15 protein-coding genes are annotated in these 17975 nt (G+C 63.5%); 9 read left to right on the forward strand and 6 right to left on the reverse strand.

What is annotated here, in order from left to right; genetic code table 11:
* The 5 genes from EN935_RS00400 to EN935_RS00420 form a co-directional block, all read right to left on the reverse strand.
* The coding region (locus tag EN935_RS00400) for an AMP-binding protein (RefSeq protein ID WP_164770984.1) at nucleotides 1–941 on the reverse strand (941 nt) is incomplete at its 3' end.
* Nucleotides 942–1125: 184 nt separating this feature from the next.
* Entirely contained in the window at nucleotides 1126–1872 is a 747-nt protein-coding gene (locus EN935_RS00405) for a GntR family transcriptional regulator (RefSeq protein ID WP_109667486.1), read from the reverse strand.
* A 361-nt stretch (nucleotides 1873–2233) separates the two neighbouring features.
* Nucleotides 2234–2911 carry a ribulose-phosphate 3-epimerase gene (gene rpe / locus EN935_RS00410; RefSeq protein ID WP_126067089.1) on the reverse strand — a complete coding sequence of 226 codons (678 nt, stop codon included), beginning with the start codon at nucleotides 2909–2911 and terminating at the stop codon, nucleotides 2234–2236.
* A gap of 223 nt (nucleotides 2912–3134) precedes the next feature.
* Nucleotides 3135–6986: a DUF11 domain-containing protein gene (locus EN935_RS00415; protein WP_127264504.1), complete on the reverse strand. Its 3852-nt coding sequence runs from the start codon at nucleotides 6984–6986 to the stop codon at nucleotides 3135–3137.
* A 10-nt stretch (nucleotides 6987–6996) separates the two neighbouring features.
* Nucleotides 6997–8958, reverse strand: a complete 1962-nt coding sequence (locus tag EN935_RS00420) for a hypothetical protein (protein ID WP_127264505.1) — start codon at nucleotides 8956–8958, stop codon at nucleotides 6997–6999.
* A gap of 490 nt (nucleotides 8959–9448) precedes the next feature.
* Here EN935_RS00420 and dnaK point away from each other — a divergent pair, with 490 nt between their 5' ends.
* From dnaK to EN935_RS00465, 9 genes are all read left to right on the forward strand, one after another.
* On the forward strand, nucleotides 9449–11365 hold the full coding sequence (gene dnaK, locus EN935_RS00425) for a molecular chaperone DnaK (RefSeq protein WP_109667494.1): 1917 nt from the start codon (nucleotides 9449–9451) through the stop codon (nucleotides 11363–11365).
* A gap of 213 nt (nucleotides 11366–11578) precedes the next feature.
* Nucleotides 11579–12709, forward strand: a complete 1131-nt coding sequence (gene dnaJ / locus EN935_RS00430) for a molecular chaperone DnaJ (RefSeq protein ID WP_013528587.1) — start codon at nucleotides 11579–11581, stop codon at nucleotides 12707–12709.
* Between the two features lie 169 nt (nucleotides 12710–12878).
* Nucleotides 12879–13484 carry a phospholipid N-methyltransferase PmtA gene (gene pmtA, locus EN935_RS00435; RefSeq protein WP_109667496.1) on the forward strand — a complete coding sequence of 202 codons (606 nt, stop codon included), beginning with the start codon at nucleotides 12879–12881 and terminating at the stop codon, nucleotides 13482–13484.
* A 55-nt stretch (nucleotides 13485–13539) separates the two neighbouring features.
* A complete protein-coding gene (locus EN935_RS00440) occupies nucleotides 13540–14136 on the forward strand; it encodes an NADPH-dependent FMN reductase (RefSeq protein ID WP_127263015.1) in 597 nt (198 codons plus the stop codon).
* The gene (gene pyrF, locus EN935_RS00445; protein WP_126067086.1) at nucleotides 14133–14831 is read left to right on the forward strand and encodes an orotidine-5'-phosphate decarboxylase; all 699 of its coding nucleotides are present in this window, start codon (nucleotides 14133–14135) and stop codon (nucleotides 14829–14831) included. The genes EN935_RS00440 and pyrF overlap by 4 nt, the downstream gene beginning before the upstream one ends.
* A 31-nt stretch (nucleotides 14832–14862) precedes the next feature.
* On the forward strand, nucleotides 14863–15150 hold the full coding sequence (locus tag EN935_RS00450; protein ID WP_127263014.1) for a DUF1330 domain-containing protein: 288 nt from the start codon (nucleotides 14863–14865) through the stop codon (nucleotides 15148–15150).
* A gap of 276 nt (nucleotides 15151–15426) precedes the next feature.
* The gene (locus EN935_RS00455; protein ID WP_127263013.1) at nucleotides 15427–15747 is read left to right on the forward strand and encodes a helix-turn-helix domain-containing protein; all 321 of its coding nucleotides are present in this window, start codon (nucleotides 15427–15429) and stop codon (nucleotides 15745–15747) included.
* Nucleotides 15744–16211 carry an SRPBCC family protein gene (locus tag EN935_RS00460; protein ID WP_127263012.1) on the forward strand — a complete coding sequence of 156 codons (468 nt, stop codon included), beginning with the start codon at nucleotides 15744–15746 and terminating at the stop codon, nucleotides 16209–16211. Before EN935_RS00455 ends, EN935_RS00460 begins: the two co-directional genes overlap by 4 nt.
* Before the next feature lie 16 nt (nucleotides 16212–16227).
* The gene (locus EN935_RS00465; RefSeq protein WP_127263011.1) at nucleotides 16228–16644 is read left to right on the forward strand and encodes a GFA family protein; all 417 of its coding nucleotides are present in this window, start codon (nucleotides 16228–16230) and stop codon (nucleotides 16642–16644) included.
* Between the two features lie 24 nt (nucleotides 16645–16668).
* Here EN935_RS00465 and EN935_RS00470 read toward each other — a convergent pair whose 3' ends face one another.
* On the reverse strand, nucleotides 16669–17931 hold the full coding sequence (locus EN935_RS00470; protein ID WP_206438768.1) for a low temperature requirement protein A: 1263 nt from the start codon (nucleotides 17929–17931) through the stop codon (nucleotides 16669–16671).
* Nucleotides 17932–17975 lie beyond the last annotated feature (44 nt).

Below are 17975 nucleotides of genomic sequence, written 5' to 3' on the forward strand. Positions count from 1 at the left end.
TCATAGGGGTTCGAGGTGTTCATGTTGGTCTCGGTCATGCCGTAGCGTTCGAGGATCGCGTGGCCGGTGCGCTCGCGCCAGGCCTTGTGTGTCTCGGCCAGCAGCGGCGCCGAACCGGAAATGAACACACGGATGTTTTTCGCCGCCTCGCGGTCCAGCCCGTCCTGCTGCAGCAGGCGCACATAGAAGGTCGGCACGCCCATCAGGGCCGTGGCGCGCGGCAGCAGCGAGACGATGCGGGCCGGATCGAACTTCCGCTCGAACAGCATCGAGGCGCCAGCCATCAGGATGACGTTGGTGGCGACGAACAGGCCGTGGGTGTGGAAGATCGGCAATGCGTGGATCAGCACATCATCTCCGGTGAAGCGCCAGTGCTCGACCAGCACGCGCGCGTTGGAGGCGAGGTTCTCGTGGCTGAGCATGGCGCCTTTGGAGCGGCCGGTGGTTCCCGACGTGTAGAGGATCGCCGCTAGGTCATCCGGCCCGCGCGCCACGTCATGGAAATCCGCCGGCAGCCGCGAGGCCTGATCGGTCAGCGATCCCTCGCCGTCGCGGCCGAGCGTGACGGTGGCGGCGCCCGATTTTCCCGCCAACGCTGCGATGTCGGCTGCCCTTGCCGGATCGCAGACGACCAGGCGTGGCGCGGCGTCGCTGAAGAAGTACTCCAGTTCGGCCAGCGTGTAGGCGGTGTTGAGCGGCAGGAAGACGGCGCCGGCGCGCAGGCAGGCGAGATAGAGCAGGACCGCTTCCGGGCTCTTCTCGACCTGCACGGCGACGCGGTCGCCGGGTTCGACATCCAATTGCAAGAGCGCATGCGCCAGCTGCGCCGAGCGCGCCAGCATATCGCCATAGGTGAGCGAGCCGCCATCATCGGTTTCCATCAGCAAGCGCCCCGGCATCGGCATCCGGGACCGGAACGCATCGAACAGATGATTGCTCATAAGGACTTCCCCGAGTGGCTGAAACGGCGGCGTCGAGCACGCTTTTTCGAAGCATGCATTGGCGGCGAAGAGTTCGCGGTTCCCAGCCGCGCCGTCAAGACCGCAGACGATGGTTCACGCCTGTCGAGCCAACGCCAGAGGTTGTGGGAAATGGGCCGCAAAAGACCCGCCGGGAAAACGATCGCTATCGCCGGGCGCGCTCGGCTCTGCCGGCGGCCGCCTGTGACCCTTCGCCTTGACTGAAGCGTTTCATGCACATGGCGGCGGTCAACTGGTAGTGATTGATCAGTGCCTCGACGGCAGCGTCGGCATTGCCATCCAGGGCACATTCGGCGATCAGGCGATGCTCGCCGAAATCGTCGCGCTGGACGCCTTCGCCATCATTGGCCATTTGCCGGTAGCGATAGGCGTGATCGGAAAGCTGATCGCAAAACCCCACCAGCCATTGCGACCGGCAGGCCGAGATCAGCACCCTGTGGAAGATGCGGTGCAACCTTTCCCAATCCGGGTTGAGCGAGAAGAGATTTTGCGGCGAAAGACGTGACGCGCGCCCCAGGCGATGCAGAGCCAGGACGAGCTGTTCTTCCCATTCGGCGGTGCGGTGGGCGATGGATTCGCGAAGCGCTCGCTCCTCGAGCCAGCAGCGGGTACGCGTCAGCTCCTCGAGTTCCGACGCGCTGACCGGCATGATGAAGAAGCCACGCTGGTCGTGCCGACCGAGAAGCCCTTCCGAGGCGAGGCGATTGAGAGCCTCGCGGACAGGGGAAGCGCCAGCCCCATATTTGGAGACCACCCATTCGACCCGCAGCTTGCTCTCGGCTTCAAGAACACCACCGAGAAGATCGTCACGCAATTGCTGGTAGACCGTGCTGGCAAGCGTGCTCTTGGGTCCTGCGGCGTCATCGTTCAGATTGGCAGCTCCGTATGTCACAGCGACTCCTTGTCCCCAAAACTTGTCTTGGGCAATTCGAGTCCGACAGCATTCGCCTTTTCGTACTTGTACCATATAACGCGTGCCGCGGCGCGCTCAAGCAGAAGATCACGATATTGTACTTTAGCACAAAGGAATATGCGGCATTCCGAAGATCGATGCTATAATTCCGCGCATCCCCACAACCTGCGGAAACTTAACATGTTTTGTATGCACGCAGGAGAATCTGTTCTTCCTGTTCTTTTGTATGCGCGTGAGACCACCTGTTCTGTTGTGTGCGCAGGCGGCGAACAGCGAAGCCGAATCAGGCCGCCGCTGCTCTTTTGGGCGCAGCGCCCTTGAAGATACGATGCGCCGTGAGTTAGCCGGCTGCGTTGTCGGCTGCCGTCCTGATCGCCTGGATGTTTTGCCGGTAGGCTTCGACACTGCCGCCTTTGAAGATGGCGGCGCCCGCCACCAGCACGTCAGCGCCGGCAGCGGTGACCAGCGGCGCGGTTTCGGCTGAAACACCGCCGTCGATCTCGATGCGGATCGGCCTGTCGCCGATCAGCGCCTTGACCCGCTTCACCTTGTCGACGATGGCCGGAATGAACGCCTGGCCGCCGAAGCCCGGATTGACGGTCATGATCAGGATCAGGTCGAGCCGGTCGAGCACATACTCGACCACGCTTTCAGGCGTTGCCGGATTGAGCGACACTCCGGCCTTCTTGCCAAGGTTCCTGATGGTTTGAAGCGAGCGGTCGAGATGCGGCCCGGCCTCTGCATGGACCGTCAAACCGTCGCAGCCGGCCTCGGCGAAAGCGGCCAGATAGGGGTCGGCCGGGGCAATCATCAGATGGCAGTCGAAGAAGGCCTTGGTGCGGTTGCGGATCGCCTTGATCACCGGCGGGCCAAAGGTGATATTGGGGACAAAGTGCCCGTCCATCACATCGAGATGGATCCAGTCGGCGCCGGCCGCCGCCACCGCTTCGACCTCATCGCCGAGCCTCGAAAAATCCGATGCCAGTACCGACGGTGCGATCAAGGTCTTTCTGCTCATGGGTGCGGCCTTTCCGAGCGCCCTTTTCATACCAGTCACTCTGGATCGACTGCCTAATGCGCTCCAGCCGACTTGTCGAGTGCACGGGCGCGGGCGCTGCACAGGCAGGGTGGCGTTTTGGCGTCTCCGATCGTGTTGCAGCCAATTTCCGCTTGCCCCGGAACCACAAGAAAGACCCGCCGGATTGCTCCGGCGGGTTTCTGGTCTGGCGTCGAGCAGATGGTTATTGCTGCTGGAGTTTCAGGATTCTGTTTGGATCCGGATCCTGCTGCTGTTCGACCTGCGGGCTGCGCCGTGGCAGTACCTGCTGCAGCAGCAGGCCCGGGTTGAGCTCCAGCGACGGTTGCCCGCGGACCGGCCGGCAGTTCGGATACCGCCCGATCGTGCCTTCCGGGCAGCGCCGCCTGATGATCGGCTGGCACTGGCCATTGATCATCTGCGTGCCCGGTGCGCATTCCACCTGCTGCCTGGGCTTGCGGCATGCGCCGTCGATCACCTCGGTCCCACGCGGACAGACACATTCGCCGCGCTTGTTGTGGACCTGGCCGCGTATGTCGCACTGCTGCACATCAGGCTGCTTGCGCCGGCAGGCATTGCCTTGCACCTCGGTACCCCTCGGGCAGACGCAATCGCCGTTGGCGTCGTGGACCTGGCCACGGATGGTGCATTGCTCCGGCTTCGGCTGGATCGGTCGGCAGGCATTGCCCCTGACTTCCGTGCCGCGTGGGCAGACGCAATCGCCATCGGCATTGTGGACCTGGCCACGGATGGTGCACTGCTCCGGCTTCGGCTGGATCGGTCGGCAGGCATTGCCCCTGACTTCCGTTCCCCTGGGGCAGACGCAATCGCCATCGGCATTGTAGACTTGACCACGGATCGTGCACTGTTCGGGCTTTGGCCGGATCGGACGGCAGGCATTGTCCCTGACTTCCGTGCCCCTGGGGCAGACGCAATCGCCATCCGAATTGTGGACCTGGCCACGGATGGTGCACTGCTCGGGCTTGTCGGTCCTGACGCATTTGCCGTTCTCAAGCCCGGTTCCGCGTGGGCAGACGCAGCGTCCGTCCTCGGTGCGGATCTGGCCTTCGAGCAGCACGCAGCGCTTCGGCGGCGGTGGCGTTGGCAGAATATTGGTACCACCGCCGGTGCACTGGCCATTGCGGAAGGTGGTGCCTTCCGGGCAGACGCAGCGACCGGCGTCGTTCATGACGAAGCCTTGCGAGCATTCCTTCTTCGTCTCCTGGCTGATGGTGAAGGGATGGCAGGCATAGGCCTTGCCGCGATCGCCCTGCACATTGGTCTGGTCGCCGCCAAGCACGTCGCCACCGCCTTGCACCCGTGTGTCGGGAGAGAGCACGCCGACGCAGTTCTGGCCGCTGACGTTGCCCTGCAGATTGGCCAGGCGGCCGTCGTCGGGAATGACCACGGTGACATGGTGCACCTGGCTTTCGCCGGCGCCGAGCGTCAGGTCGGCAATGCAGGACGCAGGCAAGGTTGCCGGTTCCGGCGAGCAGCCGAAGGGCGGATCGATCGACGTGATTTCAACGCCTTCCAGCCTGCCGAGCCCATCCACGCCGATCGCATCACCGATACGGACCGGTCCCGAGAAGGGGGTCGTCCCATCATTGGTGATGGTGATCTCGAACGAGCAGGGTTGGCCGAGCTTGCATTCGCGGTCGCCGGTTTTTTCGACACGGATGGTCGAAGAGCCGCCGCCCTTGGCGCAGGCCTGGCCGATCGGATAGACGATGTCGTCGCCTGGCGCCGGACCAAACGAACCCCGCGCGCAGTTCTCGAACGCGCCATTCGCAGAAACCGTCACGTCGAAGTGGCGGCTGGTTCCAGGTGTCATCACGGCACCGGGAATCTGGCACGACAGCGCATTGGCCGGAACCGGTCCGCATGCCCATTCCGCGCCGTCAGGGGTGACGGTCTGGATCTGGACGGGCGCGCCGCCAGCCACCAGCGTGGCGGCATCGTTGACCCGCACCGGACCGGTGGGGGCAGCGGTGCCAAGGCTAATGACGGTGATGCGGCAAGAGATGACCGCGGCACCGGCGAGCGAGCCGTTGCATACCTTGGTGATGCGCAGGGTCGGCTTGCCGCCATTGGGATGACGGAAGCGTTCCTTGGCGCAAGCCTTGTTGTTGGTGAGGTCGTTTTCACCAGGGATGGCCTTCACCGCGGCGCAGTTCTCCACCGTGTCCGACTGGTAGCCGGCCGGCATGACCGCCTTGACGACGATCGGTGTCGAGGCGCCCGGAGGCAGCGAGATCCCCGCATTGTCGCAGCGGAACTGGCCGGGGCCGTTCGGTCCGCATGTCCAGGGCGGGCTCGGGCCGAAGGTCGAGGAGGACGGCGCGCCGCCCGGATAGGTGTCGATCACCGTCAGCGGCCCATTATAGGTTGATGTGCCGTTGTTGATGATGTCGATCACGAAGTAGCAGATGCCGTCGGCCGTGCAGACCGGGATACGGGCACGCTTCTTCAGGATCAGGTCGACCTTCTTTTCGACCGGCGGCTGGCAGTCGCGGTCACGGTCGCCACGCCGGCAGATCGGGATCGAGGCACAGCCGCGATCATTCGATTGGCTGCCGAACAGCGGCTTGCCGCTGGCCCCATAATTATACGTGGCGCAGTTGCGCAGGACGCTGCCTTGCCAGCCTCCGGCCGGCTTGAAGCCGAGCTTGAGGTCGACGGAGGCCCCCGGACTGAGCGTGGTCACCGGATAGGTGCACGTCATCGGGGTGGTGCCGGGTACGCAGACCCAGGGCGGATTAGGCCCCGAATCGAGCGTCGATCCGGCCGGCAGCGTCACCTCGTCGAGCACGATCTTGCCGTGGTAGGCACCGGTGCCGACATTGGTGACCCTGATGGTGAAGTCGCAGCCGCCGCCCATCGTGCAACGCGTCACGTCGGCGCGTTTCTCGACCTTGAGGTCCGGCTCCTTATCCTTGGGCGGGCACCTCTGGTCACGCGGGATGACGATGTCGATCGTCTGCGTGCAGCACAGGCCCCAGCCTTCCTTCGGACCGGCATAGGTTTCGATGCCGGTGACGATGAGGTGGATGACGTCGCCGGGCGATGCGCCGACGATCTTCCAGTTTAAGACACCGCCGCCCGCCGGCACCAGCTGGGTGTCGGGGATGATGGTGATGCCGGGCGTGGTCGTCGACACCTGCACCCACTTGCCGCCCATCTCCGGGCCGACCGGCATGTGATAGATGAAGGCGCCGCCGCCGGGCACGCAGTCGACCGTGCCGCGTTCCACCTTGAAGCATTCCTTGCCGGGAGGTGGCGGTGGCGGGTTGCATTTGGTGACGTCGATCTTGATCGAGGTCTTCACGCCGGTCTTGAAGTCGCCGTCGTCGGGCTCGCCCGGATCCTGCGACGGGATGATGGTCCCCGTGCCCGGTCCGGCCGTCACCTTGATCATGCCCTGGTTGTCGACGATCGTCGGCGAGGGAAACGCCGCATGGTCGATCTTGGCGGTGATCTGGAAGGTGATGACGCGCTCGTTCGGAGCACCAGCGCCGTCGAGATCGGTGGCGGAGAGCCGGAAATCGGACACAGTCGCCGTATCGTTGGGATTTGCCGAGGTGCTGATTGAAGCCCCCGGCAGTGGCCCACCGGACGAATCCGTGCCGTCGCCGGACACATTGACGTTGACGATCTCAAGGCCGTGCGGAAGCTGGTCCTTGAAGTCGACCCGGACCTTCTTCAGCCTGGCCTCGAGGCTCGGGTCGGCAAGGCCCTGCGGATCGCCGCGCAAGCCGAAGCTCAGCGAATAGACGACATAGTCGCAGCCTCGTTGAGTGCCTTTCTTGGTGAAGAAAGGCACGAGCCGGTCCAGCCTCGGATTGACGACGCGCGAATTGTCGAGGTCGAGCTTCAGTTCCGGGGTGATCGGAACGGCGTCTTCCGCGTGGCTTGCCACAGGGGTGAGCATGGCGACCGCGATACCGGCCGCCATCAGCCAGCGCGCGCCGCGCCTGGCGTATGACAGGGGTTTCATGATCGTCTCCATGACGGTTGAGTTGTTTTCTGCGAGCGGGGAGAGTGCGAGATTTTTCATCTTCCCCTCCTCAACGTTCGCAGCTGACGGCTGGGGTTCTGAGCGGCAAAGTCATCTTGCAGCAAGGGTAGTAGCCACCCTTGTCCTTGTCGGACTTCCTGTAGAAGCAGAGCCCGACATCGACTGTGTCGCCCGGATCGTGGCCGGTGATGTCGATCGTGTAGGGCTTGCCGGGCGCATGCGACTGGGATGATGTCACCCCGACGCCTGGCGTCCTGGACTGGGCCTTGATCGAATCGCCGCCGAAGCCGGCATGGTCATGGAGATAGAGATCGGCCTCAAGCCCCGAAGGCGTGCAGTAGTACTGGACATCTTCAACGTCGAGACACGGAGGCAGATTGCCGGGCGGTGGGAAGTCCGGCGGGTAGAAGGGGGGCAGGTAGCCGCCCGGGATTTCTTCATAATAGCCGGCGCGGCCTTCGCAGGGATGCCAGACGGCAACGTCGCCGACATGACCCTCGACCTCCGGGTCTTCGAAATAACCGTCGAAGTCGACGAACCAGGAGCCGAAGGGCGGCACATTGGCCGGCTTGACCAGCTCTTTGGGCGTAATCTGCACGCCATGCACGGCCAGCGGCCCGCCGGCGGCGAGCTGTTCGGCGAAAGCCTGATTGTCGCGCAGCTTGTCGCCGGTGTTGACCAGTGTCTGCGTGCAGACCGAGGTGTCGAGATTGCCGTCGGCGTCATAGCCATATTGCAGGTCGAGACCGCCGGCCGACTGCCGGTTGCCCTGCGGGAAGCCGATCGCATATTCCTGCGGCATTTCCACCCAGACCGATTCGGTTGCCGGATCGTCCGGGTTCTCGCGCCAGTAGCGAATGACCTCGCCCTTGCCGGAATCGGCGAACTGGCTGTAATCGTAGCGGTTCTCGACCGGACCGCGCTGGGCCAGGTACATGAAGCCACTGTTGTCGAAGGCGATATCGGTGACGGCGTAGTCCTTGTCAGCCTTGACCGTCAGTTCCCAGCGCGGGTCGCCGGCAAAGGTGCCGTCGCGGGCGATGCCCACCGACCAGATTTCCGACTTTTCGCCGACCGAGTAGTAGAGCCGGCCACCATGATAGGAAACGGCCCAGATGCGGCGCTCGTCCTGCGTGTAGCCCCAACTGTCGGGGTCTTCGCTGTCGAAGGCCGCGCCCTGGATGTCCATCACCGACCCGTCGTCGGCGACGGGAGCCAGCCCATGCGCGGGGCGGCCGACAACGCCATGGTCGAAGCTGTCGATCAGCCTGCCGTTGGCGTCGATGCGATGGATCAGGCCGGTGTCGAGGTCGGAAGCAAAGAACTGGCGGTGGCTGGGATCGAAGGTGAGATTGCCGATGCCGGGGCCGCTGTTGGTGTCGATGTCGGCGAATTTGGAGACCTGGCCGGTGATGCCGTCGATCTTCCAGATGGTGCCCGGCCCGCCGCCGTTTTCGGTGCCGAACTGGCCATCCATGAAGGTGGCGCCGGCCATGCCGCGGCGTTGCCGCTCAGGGCGACCGTCATCGTCGGCGTCCGGCGTGACGATGCGGATGCCGTGCAGCGAGGTGGCGCCGGCATAGAGATTGGGAATGCCGGACGGAATGCCGTCGCGCACTCCATCGTCATAGGTGACGCCGAACACCTGGCCGATCTGCTCTGCCGTCACCTCGAAGGGCGGCGGTGTGTTGACGAGCTGGCCAGCGGCCGGTCCGCCCAGATGCGAGACGTCGAACACGCGCAAGGTGGCGCGGGTAATGTCGATGAAGGTTTCGTCGACCGGATCGACGCCGGGCGGCAGGCCCTCGTCGAAATTGGGAATGATGGTGCCGGAAAATCCGGTCACCGCCATCGAGCCGGGATAGATGATCTGGGTTTCCTGCGCCTGCGCGGCGCCACCCAGCCACAGGCCGGCGGCGAGCGTCATCGCCAGCAATGCGCCGCCAGCATGCGCGGCACGACGCAAACGACCATCAAGAGACGACACGAGCGAGCCGCGGATGCGAGACATGACACTCCCCCCGTAGTCAACGGGAGAAACGTCCGGTCTGGCCGCGCAAATCAGGGCAAGGCGCGGCGTTCCGGCTCGTTCTTCCCTGATCGAATTGTCTGCTTTCCTCATTGTCACGATACGCCTGCTCTTACGCAGGGTCAACGGAATCAGCGGAAAACCCAGCGCATCGACCCCGTCCCGAAGGCGGTGGTCGCGCCGAGCTCCTGTTGTTCCCGGAGACCGCGGAGTCTCTGGGTTATTGGTCATGGGGGGCTTCCTTTCCGGGCCGCACCATGCGGCGCCTGGACATCAGTCGCAGGCGGAGGTGGAAAGGTTCATGGAAGCCTTGCGCAGAATGCTTGCGCGCGATGCCGCCTGTTCTTATATACGCGCCAAGCCGTTCGGTGCCGGAATGCCGGTTGCCGGAACGGAATTTCTTGTGAACAGGGGCTTTCGTCGGAACGCCTGTACGGGTCCTGAGAGCCTGCTTAGCGGAGAGACTAGAAAAATGGCAAAAGTAATCGGTATCGATCTCGGCACCACCAACTCCTGTATCGCCATCATGGATGGCAAGGAGCCGAAGGTAATCGAGAATGCGGAAGGCGCGCGCACGACGCCTTCCATCGTCGCCATCAGCGGCGACGACGAACGTCTCGTCGGCCAGCCGGCCAAGCGCCAGGCGGTCACCAATCCTGAAAACACCATCTTCGCGGTCAAGCGCCTGATCGGCCGCCGCTATGACGATCCGGTGACGGAGAAGGACAAGAAGCTTGTCCCCTACAAGATCGTCAAGGGTGACAATGGCGATGCCTGGGTCGAGGCCGGCGGCAGGAAGCAGTCGCCCTCGCAGATTTCGGCCATGATCCTGCAGAAGATGAAGGAGACGGCGGAAGCCTATCTCGGCGAGAAGGTCGAGAAGGCGGTCATCACCGTTCCGGCCTATTTCAACGACGCCCAGCGCCAGGCGACCAAGGACGCCGGCAAGATCGCCGGCCTCGAAGTGCTGCGCATCATCAACGAGCCGACGGCTGCGGCGCTTGCCTATGGCCTCGACAAGAAGGAAGGCAAGACCATTGCCGTCTATGACCTTGGCGGCGGCACGTTCGACATTTCGGTGCTCGAGATCGGCGACGGCGTGTTCGAGGTCAAGTCGACCAATGGCGACACCTTCCTCGGCGGCGAGGATTTCGACATGCGCCTGGTCGAATATCTGGCGGCCGAGTTCAAGAAGGAACAGGGCATCGACCTGAAGAACGACAAGCTTGCCTTGCAGCGCCTCAAGGAGGCGGCTGAAAAGGCCAAGATCGAGCTGTCGTCGACCACACAGACCGAAATCAACCTGCCCTTCATCACCGCCGACGCGACCGGGCCGAAGCACCTGACACTGAAGCTGACGCGCGCCAAGTTCGAACAGCTGGTCGACGATCTGGTCCAGCGCACGATTGCCCCTTGCAAGGCGGCGCTCAAGGATGCCGGCCTGAAGGCCGGCGAGATCGACGAGGTCGTCCTGGTCGGCGGCATGACCCGCATGCCCAAGATCCAGGAGATCGTGAAGCAGTTCTTCGGCAAGGAGCCGCACAAGGGCGTCAATCCGGATGAAGTCGTCGCTCTCGGCGCCGCCATCCAGGCCGGCGTGCTGCAGGGCGACGTCAAGGACGTGCTGTTGCTCGATGTGACGCCGCTGTCGCTCGGCATCGAGACGCTGGGTGGCGTGTTCACGCGCCTGATCGAGCGCAACACAACGATCCCGACCAAGAAGAGCCAGGTGTTCTCGACGGCCGAGGACAGCCAGTCGGCCGTGACCATCCGGGTCTTCCAGGGTGAGCGCGAAATGGCCGCAGACAACAAGGCGCTCGGCCAGTTCGACCTGGTCGGCATCCCGCCGGCGCCGCGCGGCGTGCCGCAGATCGAGGTCACCTTCGACATCGACGCCAACGGCATCGTCAACGTTTCGGCCAAGGACAAGGGCACCGGCAAGGAGCACCAGATCCGCATCCAGGCATCGGGTGGTCTTTCGGACGCCGACATCGAGAAGATGGTCAAGGACGCCGAGGCCAATGCCGAGACCGACAAGAAGCGCCGCGCGCTGGTCGAAGCCCGCAATCAGGCCGAAGCACTGCTGCATTCCTCGGAGAAGTCGCTGAAGGAATATGGCGACAAGGTTTCGGAGACCGAGCGCACGGCGATCTCCGATGCGATCGCGGCGCTGAAGACCGCGACCGAAGGCGATGACGCGGCCGACATCGAGGCCAAGAGCCAGGCGCTCGCCGAGGCTTCGATGAAGCTTGGCCAGGCCATGTACGAAGCTTCGCAGAAGGAAGCGGCGGAAGCCGACGCCAAGGCGGACGCCGCCAAGGACAGTGACGTGGTCGATGCCGATTTCGAGGAAATCGACGAGGACGACGACAAGAAGAAGTCGGCCTGAACCGTTTGACGGCAAGATAGTGCGGAAAGCCCGGCGCAAAGCCGGGCTTTTTTGCAACCCCTTGCGGAAAAACAGCGGGCCTCGCCGAAAAAATGCAGGCAAAGCCGCGTCGACACTGGCATCCCGCTTCCATCGCACCTAAATCGGAACGGCAATGCCGGCAAACGACGCAACAATGCTTCAAGACGTTGAGCATCCGGACAGCGGGAAAAAATGAAAGCTGATTTCTACGAAACGCTGGGCGTGCAAAAGGGCGCCGATGAGAAGGAGCTCAAGAGCGCTTTCCGCAAGCTCGCCATGCAGTTCCATCCCGACCGCAATCCCGGCGATCATTCCTGCGAGCACAAGTTCAAGGAAATCAACGAAGCCTACGAGACGCTGAAGGACCCGCAGAAGCGCGCGGCGTATGACCGCTTCGGCCACGCGGCCTTCGAACAGGGCGGCATGAATGGCGGCGCGCAAGGCTTTGGCGCCGGCGGCTTCGCCGACATCTTCGAGGATATTTTCGGCGACATGATGGGCGGGCGCCAGCGCCGCTCGTCGGGCGGCCGCGAGCGCGGCGCCGACCTGCGCTACAACATGGAAATCACGCTGGAAGAGGCCTTTGCCGGCAAGACCGCGCAAATCCGTGTGCCGGCGTCGATCTCCTGCTCGGAATGTTCGGGCAGCGGCGCCAAGCCCGGCACCCAGCCCGTCACCTGCTCGATGTGCAATGGCCACGGCAAGGTGCGCGCCACGCAAGGCTTCTTCTCGATCGAGCGCACCTGCCCGCAATGCCAGGGGCGCGGCCAGACGATCAAGGATCCATGCCCGAAATGCGCCGGCCAGGGCCGCGTCACCGAGGAGCGCTCGCTGTCGGTCAACATCCCGGCCGGCATCGAGGACGGCACCCGCATCCGCCTAGCCAATGAGGGCGAGGCCGGCCTGCGCGGCGGGCCATCGGGCGACCTCTATATTTTCCTGGCGGTCAAGCCGCACGAATTCTTCCAGCGCGACGGCGCCGACCTCTATTGCAAGGTGCCGATCTCGATGACGACGGCCGCCCTTGGCGGCTCCTTCGAGGTGACGACACTCGATGGCACCCAGACCAAGGTCAAGGTGACCGAAGGCACCCAGAACGGGCGCCAGTTCCGCCTCAAGGGCAAGGGCATGCCGGTGCTGCGCCAACCCAATGTCGGCGACCTCTATATCCAGACCGCGGTCGAGACGCCGCAGAACCTCACCCGCCGCCAGCGTGAACTGCTGGAGGAGTTCGAACAGCTCTCCTCGCAGGACAATTCGCCCCAATCGAGCGGCTTTTTCGCCCGCATGAAGGATTTCTTCGAATCCTTCGGCGAACGTTGATGCATGTCGCCCACGACCAGGAGCCGGTTTGCGCCGCGAAAACCCGTGAGACGCGCGTCACCTTGAGACGCGACGAAAATTATCTTATCCACGACATGCGTCCGGCCGCGCCTTGCCTTGCACCGCCCAGGTGTTAAGTAACTTGCGGGGAGCGCTGAGGAGAACTTGCATGACACGTGGCCCTGGACTGCGGAAGGCGCTTGTCGAAAAGTTCGACGACGAACTCAAATTCTTCAAGGGCTGGATCGACAAGCCGAAGACGGTCGGCTCGATCGTGCCGACCAGTTCGATCACCGCCCGCAAGATGGCCTCGATCGTCAATCCGAAGTCCGGCCTGCCGGTACTCGAGGTCGGTCCCGGCACCGGCGTCATCACCCGCGCCATCCTCGCCCAGGGCGTGCGGCCCGAGAACCTCTACGCGGTCGAATACAACACGGATTTCGTGGGCCACCTGCGGCGGCTCTATCCCGGTGTCAACGTCATCGAGGGCGACGCCTTCAATCTCAACGCCACGCTTGGTGACAAGAGCGGGATGATCTTCGATTCCGTCGTTTCGGGCGTGCCGCTGCTCAACTTTCCGGTCGCCCAGCGCATCGCCTATATCGAGAGCCTGCTCGACCGCATCCCGGCCGGACGGCCGATCGTGCAGCTGACCTATGGCCCGATGTCGCCGATCCCGGCCGGTCGCGGCGACTACACGGTCAAGCATTTCGATTTCATCTTCCGCAACATCCCGCCGACGCAGCTGTGGATCTATCGGCGCGAGGCCCATTAGGGTGCGTTGATTTAAGCGGGCCTTGGCTATACCTGTCCGGGAACAAGGGTGGCCAATGGCAGTGATCCCGAAAATCCTCGTCTTCGCCGGCTCGGTGCGCAGTGGCGCCTACAGCGGCAGGACCGCCGACGTGGCGCAAAAGGAACTTGCCATGCAAGGCGCCGAGGTGACCCGCATCTCGCTCGCCGACTATCCCTTGCCGATCCTCGACGAGGATCTGGAAAAGGAAAAGGGCGTTCCCGAAAACGCCCAGAAACTCGGCCGTCTGGTGATCGCCCATGACGGGCTGCTGATCGCCACGCCCGAATATAACGGCTCTATCCCGCCCCTGCTCAAGAACACGATCGACTGGGTGAGCCGGGTGCGCAGGGATGGTGGCCGCACGGTCAGGCCGCTTGCCGGCAAGGTCGCCGGCCTCTGCTCATCCTCCAACGGGCACTTTGCCGGCATCCGTTGCATCAACCATCTGCGCGCCGTCCTGGTGCGTTGCCAGATGGAGGTGGTAACGCCGGAATGCTCGGTGCCAGACGGCGGCGACGCCTTCGACGAGGACGGCCATTTCCGCGACGAAAGACTGCACAAATCGATGGAGCACCTATGCCGCACGCTGATCGAAACCTCGCGCATGCTGTCCACCCGGATCGAGGCATGATCGCCGATAGCATGCGCGACCGGCTCATCGTCGGCCTCGACGTGCCGACCGTAAAGCAAGCCGAGCAGGCGGTGCGCGAACTCGACGGCGTCGTCTCCTTCTACAAGATCGGCTATCAACTGGCCTTTGCCGGCGGGCTCGACTTCGCCAGGGAACTGGCCAGCGGCGGGACAAAGATCTTCCTCGACATGAAGCTGCTCGACATCGACCACACGGTGGCCAAGGGCGTCGAGAACATCGTCAAGATGGGCATGACCATGCTGACCATCCACGCCTATCCAAAGGCGATGGCGGCGGCGGTGGAAGCAGCGCGCGGCAGCGACCTTTGCCTGCTTGCCGTCAGCGTGCTGACCTCGATGGACGAACAGGACGTGATCGACGCGGGCTATGAATATGACCCGCACACACTGGTACTGCGGCGCTCGGAACAGGCGCTGCATGCCGGCATGGGCGGCATCGTATGCTCGGCCGAGGAAGCGGAAGCGGTACGCCGCATCGCCGGGCCCGACCTGGCAGTGGTGACACCGGGCATCCGGCCCACAGGCAGCGACCATGGCGACCAGAAGCGCGTGGTGACGCCGGGCCAGGCGATCCGCAACGGCTCCAGCCACCTCGTCGTCGGCCGGCCGATCGTTGCTGCGGCCAACAAACGGGAGGCGGCCGAAGCCATCCTCGACGAGATGCGCTCGGCCTGACGTTTCAAGATAGAGAGTTCGGAGACAAGACATGCCCAAGGGATACTGGATCGCTCGTGTCGATGTGCACGACGCCGAAGGCTACAAGGACTATGTCGCCGCTGCCAAGCCTGCCTTCGAGCGCTTCGGCGCGAAATTCCTGGCGCGCGGCGGCGAACATGAAAAGGCCGAAGGGCCTGGCCGCGCACGCAATGTCATCATCGAGTTCGAATCGCTCGCCGCCGCCCACGATTGCTACCACTCGCCGGAGTACCAGCGCGCCGTCGCCATCCGCCAGAAGGTCGCCGACGGCGAAATCGTGCTGGTCGAAGGCGCCTGAGGTCCACCGAACCATAAATCCGAAAAGTGGTATCCGGTTTTCGCCAGAGATCACGCTCAAGACCGGATAAAGCCCGGCGGCGCTTCCACCGAACCCCCGTAAGCTCACTTCCCGTATCCAGTCGCCGTTGCGAAGCCTTGCCGATGCGCGGCTTGTCGAACGATCGACTGCCAGTCCCAACAGCCTTCGCTTGAGCCATTGCAGCGACTGGGGGACCTGCTGGTTGACATGCAGGTATTTACCTGCATATTATGGCCTCACATCAGAGTGAGGCCGATGGACGCCGACAAGGTTTTCAAAGCGCTGGGCGACCCGACACGCAGAAGGCTGCTTGACCTTCTGTGTGAGCAGAACGGGCAGACGCTCGGTCAGCTTTGCGAAAACCTGGACATGGCAAGGCAATCCGCCACCCAGCACCTCGACCTGTTGGAGGCGGCCAATCTGGTGAGCACGGTCAAGCGTGGCCGCGAAAAGCTGCATTTCATCAACCCGGTGCCGCTGCACGAAGTCTGCGAGCGCTGGGTGCGCAAATTCGAACGGCAGCGGCTCAGCCTGCTGCACGACCTGAAACAAGAACTCGAAGGAGACGACCAATGACCACCAGCGAGACGACCAGTTTTGTCTACGTGACCTACATCCGCTCGACGCCAGAGAAAGTGTTCGAGGCCATAACCAGGCCCGATATCGCACGGCGCTATTGGGGCCACGAGAACGTCTCCGACTGGAAGCCGGGATCGAAGTGGGAACATATCCGCGCCAATGATGAGCGCACCGTCCAGATCGTCGGCAAGGTCGTCGAGGTCTCGCCGCCAACCCGTCTCGTCATGACCTGGGCAAGCCCTTCGCAGGCCGCCGATCCGGCAAGCTACAGCCGCGTGACCTTCGGCATCGAGGAATACGACGCCATGGTCCGGCTGACCGTCACCCATGACGAACTCGAAGCCGGCTCCGGCATGGCAAAAGGCATCAGCCAGGGGTGGCCGGTTGTGCTGTCCAGCCTGAAGTCCTTGCTGGAAACCGGCAGCGGCATCGACGTTTTCGCCAAGCCGAAATCGGCCTGACCCAGGAGGACCGACAATGACCAAACGCTATATAGGCGGCTGCGCATGTGGAGCCATTCGCTATGAGACGAGCGGCGAGCCTATCTTCCAGAACCATTGCCAATGCCTGGATTGCCAGAAGCGCGCCGGTACCGGCCACGGATCCTACCTGACCTTTGGCCGGCGCGCCGATATGGCAATTACGGGCGAGGCGAGCACCTGGCGGGTGGCCGGCGACAGCGGCAACGAGAAGATCCACGCCTTCTGTCCGACCTGCGGAGCGCCGGTCTTCCTGACATTCGCCGCCATGCCGGAGCTGATCGCGGTCCACGCCACCAGCCTTGACGACCCCAGCGTTTTCGAGCCGCAGGTGGTCACCTACACGATCCGCGGCCATGGCTGGGATACGATCGATCGCTCGCTGCAGGCATTCGAGCGAATGCCACACGGATAAATGCTCGAGCAAACCCGCGGTCGGCTAATGCCGTGTCGAGTGCTCGTCGCTGGCGAGTGCTTCCGCCTGGTGGCGGTGCCCGAGCATTTCGTAGCCGACGATGGTGACGGCCGGCGCCAGCATCAGGATGATCAGGCAGATGGCCATATCGACGCCGGCGAGCGCTGCGAGAATGGCAAGGGCCACGACCGCCGCGGTCGCGAGCAGCAGCCAGATGTGGAACGGATCGAAGCGCTGAACGAGATAGGTGTAGAGCGCATAGACCGCCGCCAGGAAGACGGCGACAGGAACAGCGGTGGCGAGCAGTGTCGCAAGTGGGCCGATATGCGCCTTGTGCTCGATGAAATAGGCCGCGACGTGCAGCCCGGCGCCGGTCGCGACGATTGCCGCGACAACCAGCATCTGCCCGTAACCCCAGACGAAGGCGCGATTGCGGTGGGCATGCAGGATCGGCGCTGAGGGCAGCATGTAGTAGACCCACCACATGCCGAAGGTGAGCCCGGTGCCGGCGATGCAGACCAGTGCCGCATCCACGGTCCAGCCCTGTTCCTCGACCACGGCGGACAGGGTGGCGAGGGTGCCGACGACCCCCTCACCCAAAGCGATGATGGCAAACAGGCTGTAGCGCTCGGCCATATGGTGCGCATGCCAGGGCGTGCCGCCATCCTTGCCTTCCGCGATCACCGGCCCCGCCATTTCGATCAGCCCGAGAATGACGGCGAGGATGATGCTGGTGCCGACCGGGAAATCGACGATGATCTGCACCACCCAGCCGATCTGAGCGACCGCAATTGCCGTGGCGTAGGTCAGGCAGGCGCGACGTCGGACAGGGTCCTGCCTGAAGGCACGCAGCCACTGGAAGATCATCGCCACCCGCATGATGACATAGCCCAGCACCATCACCGAATTGTTGAGGTGCTCGCCGTGCTCGATGGAAGCGAACATGCGTGGCAGGCCGAGCGCCAGCACCAGCACCCCGATCATCTGCACCATGGTGACGAGCCGGAAAATCCAGTCGTCGGTGTCATAGGCGGAAGAGAACCAGGAGAAATTGATCCAGGCCCAGCAAATGGCAAAGCTGGCGAACGCGAAGCCGAGCAAGGCCGCCGAGTAATGGCCTTCGGCCAGCGCATGGGCGAGTTGCGATGAGGCAAAGCTGAACGCCGTCACGAAGGTCAGGTCGAACAGAAGCTCGAGCGGCGTCGCGACACGATGCACCTCATGCGGATCGCGCCCGGCCATGCGCCTGACATGATGGTGGAGGGCTTCGACTGATGTTGTGTTCATCGCGCGGCCTTTGCTAGGGAGCGTTGGCCGACACTAGAGGCAGG

The sequence above is a fragment of the Mesorhizobium sp. M7D.F.Ca.US.004.03.1.1 genome (assembly GCF_003998635.1).
In the GTDB taxonomy this organism is placed as follows: Bacteria; Pseudomonadota; Alphaproteobacteria; order Rhizobiales; family Rhizobiaceae; genus Mesorhizobium; species Mesorhizobium loti.